Here is a 6,947-nt window from a genome sequence, read left to right as displayed (position 1 = left end):
ACTGACGTATGCCTGACGTTTCTTCGTACTCGAAATCTTTCGGAAGAACCCTCTGTGGTCCATTTAACCGTCTGCGTTCGACTGCCATTCTCAGCACCGGCAACTCTCTTAACGTGCACAACGATCTTGATCTCCACTTCATTGGTTTTATGAGCGAACTATTTATTTGTCACAAACAATAGGCTTTCTTTTTCCAGTTGTCAATAAAAAATCAAAATTCAGTTTGGTAACTAACGGTGCTTTCCCCATTGCCACTAGGCGTCACCATTAATTGTCCCGGAATTTGATCCTGGAGTTCTTTGACATGGCTGATAATGCCAATCATCCGTGAATTACTTTCCATCGACTGCAGCGTTTCCATAGCCCGTTCAAGTGCATCTTCGTCCAAGGAACCAAACCCTTCGTCGATAAATAAGGCCTCAATCTTGATGCCGCCAGATTGATTTTGAATGACTTCTGCCAACCCAAGTGCAAGGGCCAAAGCCGCGATGAAACTTTCACCACCAGAAAGGGTGTTAACACTCCGTTGCTTTCCAACATTATCATCATAAATGTTAATTCCGAGACCCGTCTTACCTCGGCCAGATTCTGGTTCGGTCGCTAATTCAAACCGGTAGCGGCCGTTCGTCAAACTGGTTAAACGGGCATTTGCTGTAAATAAGACCCGTTGCAGGTAAGTCTGTAAAACGTATCGTTCCAAACTCAGGCGTTGACTCCCATTACCATTCACCACTTCGCTCAATTCAGCTAATTTGTTTAGCTGTTCAAGTTGAGTCCGCTGTTGATTCATGAGCGCCTGCATTTTTTCAACTAACTCTTGATTAGCCTCAATCATTTGCTCCAAGTGATAATAGGCTTGTTGCGCCCCTTCACTCGTTTCTTTAATGGCCGCCAGCTGTTTCGTCAATAGCGCTAAATCTGGCTGTTTCTGATTGCCAACTGCCTCTTTTGCCTGCCTGATTTGTCCCTTAATTTCACTTTGCTTTTCACTAAAATGATCAACTTCTGCTTTCAGGGTAGCTAGGTCGTCCAGCTCTTGGATCAACTGGAGTAACAGCCCGATATCATCTGAATGAAGTTTCTCGACCGTCGCCGCCTTTAACTCCTGTTCCAAGCTAGCGTTGGTTTTTTCCTGTTTCTCAAGTTGACTCGTGACATTCTTAACGTCCGCTGCCAATTGAGTCAACGCGACCTGCTGCTTTTCCACAGTTGCATTGGCCGCTTTTAAATCCGTATCAAATTGCGTTCGACTGGTCCTTAATTCCGAAAGTTTCGTTTGATAAGCATCAACAGTTACCAAATCGGCTGGTAGCTGCTTCGTTAACTCAATCTTCCGCGTTTGCAATTGCGCCTGACGTAAATTAGCATCATTTAATTGCTGGTCACAAGAATCTAACTGTGACTGCAACTCTGTCAGCAGTGATTTGCTGGTGATACTGGTTTCTTTGCTTTTTGAAATTTTGCCTAGTTCCGTTTTGAGCACAGTTTGGTCACTCTCAACTTGGGATATTTCTTCACCTACTTGCGCTTTATCCGTTGTGTTGGACTTATTTTGGTCATTTAACGCAATCGCGGCGTCATTTAGCTGTTGTCGTTGTTCCTTTGCCGTCGCTTCCAGCGCCTGCCATTCCTGCTGTCTGAGTCCCAATTGTCGGGTACTTTCATCAAATTCGGCTTTGGCGTTTTTAACCTGAACTTCACTAACGTCAATGGTAGCCGTCGGTGCAGGCACCGGATGATCAGTCGATCCGCAAACGGGGCAAGGGGCTCCGGGCGTCAATTGTGCGCTAAGTCGGGATATTTCTTCAGCAAGCCACTTTTGATTAATCGTGTCATACTGCGTTTTTCGCTCATCATTTTGCGTTTGACTCAACGTCACAGCAGCCTTAGCACTGCCAACTTGTTCAAGCGTCATTTGTAGCTTAGCTTCTAGGCCATCCCTAACTTCAATTCGGTGTTTTAAATTGATTAGCTGTTGCTGCTTTAGTTTTAAATCTGCCTGCTGTTTGAGAAGGCCAGATTCTTTTCCAATCGCAGTTTCTAGCGCTGTTAACTGGGTTTGTTCCGTGACTAATTTCTCGTTTAATGTGGCTTTTTGACTCGTGAGACTAGTTAAATCCACCTTTGCTTGAGCTAATTGAGCGTCAGTCTTGGCCAATGAATCGTAATGATCCCGTACGGCTTCCAATTGACCAATCTGTTTCGTGACCGCATCCATTTCAGGTTGCCGCACAGTTAAGTTAGCCTGATCCTGTTGGGCTTTTTTCAAAAGTTCAGCAGTTTGCTGCTGCTTTTCCTGACTACGAGTCAATTGACTGCGTAAAGCAACCAATTCTTCACGACCTTGCTGCCAATTTTCAGCATGACCACGCAATGATTGGGCCCAACGTAAATCTTCAATTTGCGCGTTGACTTCATTGATGTGCGCCGATTGTACATCAAGCTTCGTTTGAGCTTCGGCCAACTGGGCCAACTGTTGAATTTGCTCGGTTAGCTTTTGTCCTTCAGTGAGCTCCTTTTGCAGGCTTGTGACCTTTGTTTCTGCCGCTTTGACAGCCGCCCTTTGTTGCACCAAATCTGTTTGGCTAGACGTTTGTTGCTCGGCCATCAGTTTCAAAACATCTGTTGGCAATTGACTTTCTTGCGCCTGTTGCTTATTTTCGTCGGTCCATTTAAGTTGGCTCTGATAGGTGCCTAATTGCTGCTCGATATCAGCATTTGTCGTTTTCTTATCAGCCAGTAAATTTTTAAGTTCTTCGGCCCAATTTTCAAACAGTTCTGTCCCAAATAAATCGCGTAAAATAACCTCTTTATCGCCACTTGAGGCAGTCAAAAATTCGCGAAACTTTCCTTGAGGAATTAAAATGATTTGCTTAAACTGACTTGCCGATAGTTGCAGTAAATTTCGAATGTAATCATTCACCGTGTTAATTTTGGTTAATTGATTAAGTTCCTCGCCACCCTTGAACACCGTTAATTCAACTTTTGCGGGACGATCAGTGACGCCGCTACCATTTTTCTTAGCAATCAACTGATCCGGTTTTCGTTCAATAACGTAGGTCTTTCCCTCGTGAGTAAAGGTAAAACTAACGCTTGTTTCGTCGGTCATGGTGGCAAAATCGGCCCGCATTTGCTTACCATCTCGTTCTTTTCCGGAGGTTTCACCAAATAGGGCGAAGCACATCGCATCAAATAGTGTGGTCTTCCCGGCACCCGTTTTACCACTGATAAGGAAAACGGGAAAGTCCTTGAATACCTTGAAATCAACGTGTTGATCTCGATACGGACCAAAGAAATGAATATCTAACTTTTGTGGTTTCATTCGTCATCCTCCTTAGCGACGGTTAGCGCCTGTGCGGCCCATTTCTGCTGATCCTTCGACATTTGTGAATCAGTTGCTTGGTTGTAAAAATCAGTCAAAAGCGTCATCGGATCTAAATTTGGATCAATTCGTTTCTGACTTTCGACATCCTGGATGCCATATTTCCGATCCAAGTTAATGATATAGGGATAAATTTTGCGTAACCGCGCCATCACATCCGTAATCACATCAACATCGGTCAAAGAGATCGCAATGAAATTTGAGCGGTTAACTTTTTCGTAATAGGCCGGATTAATCAGGGTTGCAAATGATTCCGTTAAAATTTCGATATCCTTTTTAGGCTTAATCGGCACAAATTTGGCGTTATAGGGAGCCGTATCAACTATCCAAACGCCCTTCTGCTGCTTGGCTTCAGAAAGGGAAAACTTCACGGGTGACCCACTGTATTTGACCGTTTCGGCATGCAAGGCATCCTTTCCGTGTAAATGCCCCAACGCAACGTAATCGAATGTGGCCATGGAATCAACGGCAATGGCGTCCAATCCACCGACTTCCACGGTCGTTTCTGAATCAACATGTTGACTGCCTGCAGCAAAAAAATGGGCCACTAAAACATGCTGTTTAGTCGCATCAAAATTTTTCTGCATCTCAGCGACAAGCCGATTCATCGCCTGCTGAACGTTTTGGATACTGTCATCTTCAAAAAAGTGCCGAACTTGAAAGGGTTCAAAATAGGGCAATAAAAAGAATTGTGTATCTGCCATTTCAATTGGCGTTAACGCCTGCGCAATCGTTGTATGCAAATAGAAATGAGTCGCCTCATACCAGTGGCTTCCACTTCCTAATCGTGGCGCACTGTCATGATTGCCACTTACCGCTAAAATTGGAAATTTTCGGGTTAAATTTAAATCTAATATCATCGCATCTAATTGATTAATTGACTCTTCGCTAGGTACTTTTCGATCATATAAATCCCCTGCGATGACGATGGCATCTACTTTTTCTTCCTTAGCAATTTCAGCAATTTGTTGGTAGGCATCCTGTTGCTCGTCAACCAAATCAAATTCATGAAGCTTTTTGCCGATGTGCCAATCGGCGGTATGTAAGAACCGCATGCTCATTCCCCATTTTCATTAGTTTAGTTGTTGTTAATTGTAACTTGAATCAACCCGCTTGGAAACTTTTGGGTCAAATTATCGCTTTCTGGTCAAATCCAGTTTGCTCATTCAAGAAGTTTCATGTATCATGTTCTCATATTCGTTTAAATTTTTATGAATTTTTCGCTCGCTTTTTCGTTGTTATATTTATCATTTGTCCGACTTTACGAGTAAATATTTAAATGAACATCTTATTATAATTAAATGAGAAAGGAAATTAAGGCTATGCAAAGAAAATTAAGCGCAAGACAGATGCAAATGATCGCCCTCGGTGGAACAATAGGTGTTGGACTCTTCATGGGGTCCACCTCCACCATCAAGTGGACCGGCCCTTCCGTTTTAATTGCCTATGGAATTGCTGGAATATTTTTATACTTAATCATGCGGGCTCTCGGTGAGATGCTGTATGTCGATCCGGATACCGGTTCGTTTTCCAAGTTTGCCACCGAGTACATGCATCCCGTCTTTGGCTACCTAACTGCCTGGAGCAATATCTTCCAATTTATTGTCGTTGGAATGAGTGAAATGATTGCGATTGGTGGTTATATGGAATTTTGGTGGCCAGGATTGCCTGCATGGATCCCAGGTCTCATTGCGATTACTTTCTTGTGTTTGGCTAACTTGATTTCCGTTAAAATGTTTGGGGAACTTGAATTTTGGTTTGCATTAATCAAGGTTGTGACGATTGTCCTAATGATTATCGCCGGCTTGGGACTCATTATTTTCGGAATTGGTAATCACATGCACCCAATTGGTATTAGTAACATGTGGACTCACGGTGGTTTCTTCACCGGTGGCGTCAAAGGCTTCATTTTTGCTCTTTCAATTGTTCTCGCATCTTATCAAGGAATCGAGTTAATCGGGGTTACAGCTGGTGAAGCTGAGAATCCTCGTCACACGCTTGTTAAAGCAATTCAGTCGACCGTTGCTCGAATCCTCATCTTTTACATTGGTGCTATTTTTGTGATTGTTTCGATCTACCCTTGGGACAAGCTCAACGCTATTGGTTCACCTTTCGTTGAAACCTTTGCCAAAATCGGTATCACAGCCGCTGCCTCAATCATCAACTTCGTGGTTGTTACTGCCGCTCTTTCTGGCTCAAACTCCGGTATCTACAGTGCAAGTCGGATGTCATTTACCCTTGCTAACCGAGGCGAATTACCAAAGGGCTTCCTCAAATTAAATCGTCATGGCGTTCCATACTGGTCCGTTATTTCAATTTCATTGGGAATTTTCTTAGGAGTTGTTTTGAATTTCTTAATTCCAATTTTCTGGCCTAAAGCAAGCAACATTTTTGTGCTAGTTTATAGTTCAAGTGTTCTTCCCGGAATGATTCCCTGGTTTGTCATTTTAATCAGTCAAATCAACTTCCGAAAAGCCCATGCGGACATTATGGATGAACACCCCTTCAAGATGCCATTTTCACCAATTTCAAATTACGTCACTATTTTCTTCCTGCTCTTAACATTGGTCTTCATGTTTGTTAATCCAGAAACTCGGATTCCAATCATCGTCGGTGTTGTCTTCCTTGTCTTTATGACAATCCTTTACTTCGTGAAGTTCCATGGAAACGAAGAAGCAGCCATTGCCAAGTCAAAACAAGGTGAAGAAGCAAAGAATGAAACTAATTAATAAACTCATGAAGATCCGCTAGATGCGGGTCTTTTTTTGTGTCCCAATGTGAAATAGATTACAATTATGAATCCTTGATATGTCAATTTAAGACTTCTATATTTAAATAGTAATCAAAAATATGCACAGGAGGTTTTCTAATGACAACTGTTTTAGTTCTTGGAGCAAACGGTAAAATTGCCAAATTAGCTGAGGATCGGTTTTTTGCTGACGGTGATTTAAAAGTCAAACTGTTCTTACGAAACGCCTCACGTTTGGATAGTGCTAACACTAAAGACGCCGAAATCATCGAGGGCGACGTCACTGACGAATCAACCTTAGCTGCCGCTGTAAAAGGTGTTGACGTTGTTTACGCCAATTTGGCTGGTGGTAATATTGAAGATCAAGCTAAGGCCGTTGTACAGGCTTTAGACGCGCAAAACGTCAAACGACTCATTTGGATTTCAACCCTTGGAATTTATGATGAAGTCCCTGGCAAATTTGGTGAGTGGAACAACAAGACCCTTGGAAGCTACATTACAAACTATGCGGCTGCTGCCAAGGTTTTGGAAGATTCCGATCTTGATTACACCATCATTCGACCAGCATGGTTAACCAATCATGATGAAGTGGCATACGAAACGACTCAAAGAGATGATACTTTTAAGGGGACTGAAGTTTCCCGTAAGAGTGTCGCTGACTTTGTCTACAAATTGGTCAAGTCTCCTACCCAAGAGGTTCGTCACTCAGTTGGGCTAAACAAACCTAACACTGACGGTGACAAACCAGCTTGGTACTAACCTAATCTATAAATACGAAAAACACTTTCGGAATAATGAAGGGCTCCGATAAAGTTA

The 6,947-nt window shown here is 42.9% G+C and carries 4 protein-coding genes; 2 read left to right on the top strand and 2 right to left on the bottom strand.

Translation table 11 applies throughout. The annotated features are described in order from the left end of the window. Nucleotides 1-211 precede the first annotated feature (211 nt). Both FD44_RS09285 and FD44_RS09280 read right to left on the bottom strand, forming a co-directional pair. Nucleotides 212-3,322 carry an AAA family ATPase gene (locus tag FD44_RS09285; RefSeq protein ID WP_010619304.1) on the bottom strand — a complete coding sequence of 1,037 codons (3,111 nt, stop codon included), beginning with the start codon at nucleotides 3,320-3,322 and terminating at the stop codon, nucleotides 212-214. After that, the gene (locus FD44_RS09280) at nucleotides 3,319-4,437 is read right to left on the bottom strand and encodes an exonuclease SbcCD subunit D (RefSeq protein WP_010619303.1); all 1,119 of its coding nucleotides are present in this window, start codon (nucleotides 4,435-4,437) and stop codon (nucleotides 3,319-3,321) included. Before FD44_RS09280 ends, FD44_RS09285 begins: the two co-directional genes overlap by 4 nt. A gap of 267 nt (nucleotides 4,438-4,704) precedes the next feature. On the opposite strand from FD44_RS09280, the gene FD44_RS09275 reads away from it, so the two are divergent. Further along, the gene (locus FD44_RS09275) at nucleotides 4,705-6,111 is read left to right on the top strand and encodes an amino acid permease (RefSeq protein ID WP_010619302.1); all 1,407 of its coding nucleotides are present in this window, start codon (nucleotides 4,705-4,707) and stop codon (nucleotides 6,109-6,111) included. A 140-nt stretch (nucleotides 6,112-6,251) separates the two neighbouring features. After that, entirely contained in the window at nucleotides 6,252-6,890 is a 639-nt protein-coding gene (locus FD44_RS09270; RefSeq protein ID WP_010619301.1) for an NAD(P)H-binding protein, read from the top strand. Nucleotides 6,891-6,947 lie beyond the last annotated feature (57 nt).

This window comes from Secundilactobacillus malefermentans DSM 5705 = KCTC 3548 (assembly GCF_001436395.1).
In the GTDB taxonomy this organism is placed as follows: Bacteria; Bacillota; Bacilli; order Lactobacillales; family Lactobacillaceae; genus Secundilactobacillus; species Secundilactobacillus malefermentans.
The sequence above is the reverse complement of the archived record's forward strand: the minus strand, read 5'-3'. Positions and strand labels throughout refer to the sequence as shown.

What these genes read in the sequence shown, in the direction of transcription:
- FD44_RS09285 (WP_010619304.1), bottom strand. Translation starts at nt 3,322, where the DNA reads ATGAAACCACAAAAGTTAGATATTCATTTCTTTGGTCCGTATCGAGAT.
- FD44_RS09280 (WP_010619303.1), bottom strand. Translation starts at nt 4,437, where the DNA reads ATGCGGTTCTTACATACCGCCGATTGGCACATCGGCAAAAAGCTTCAT.
- FD44_RS09275 (WP_010619302.1), top strand. Translation starts at nt 4,705, where the DNA reads ATGCAAAGAAAATTAAGCGCAAGACAGATGCAAATGATCGCCCTCGGT.
- FD44_RS09270 (WP_010619301.1), top strand. Translation starts at nt 6,252, where the DNA reads ATGACAACTGTTTTAGTTCTTGGAGCAAACGGTAAAATTGCCAAATTA.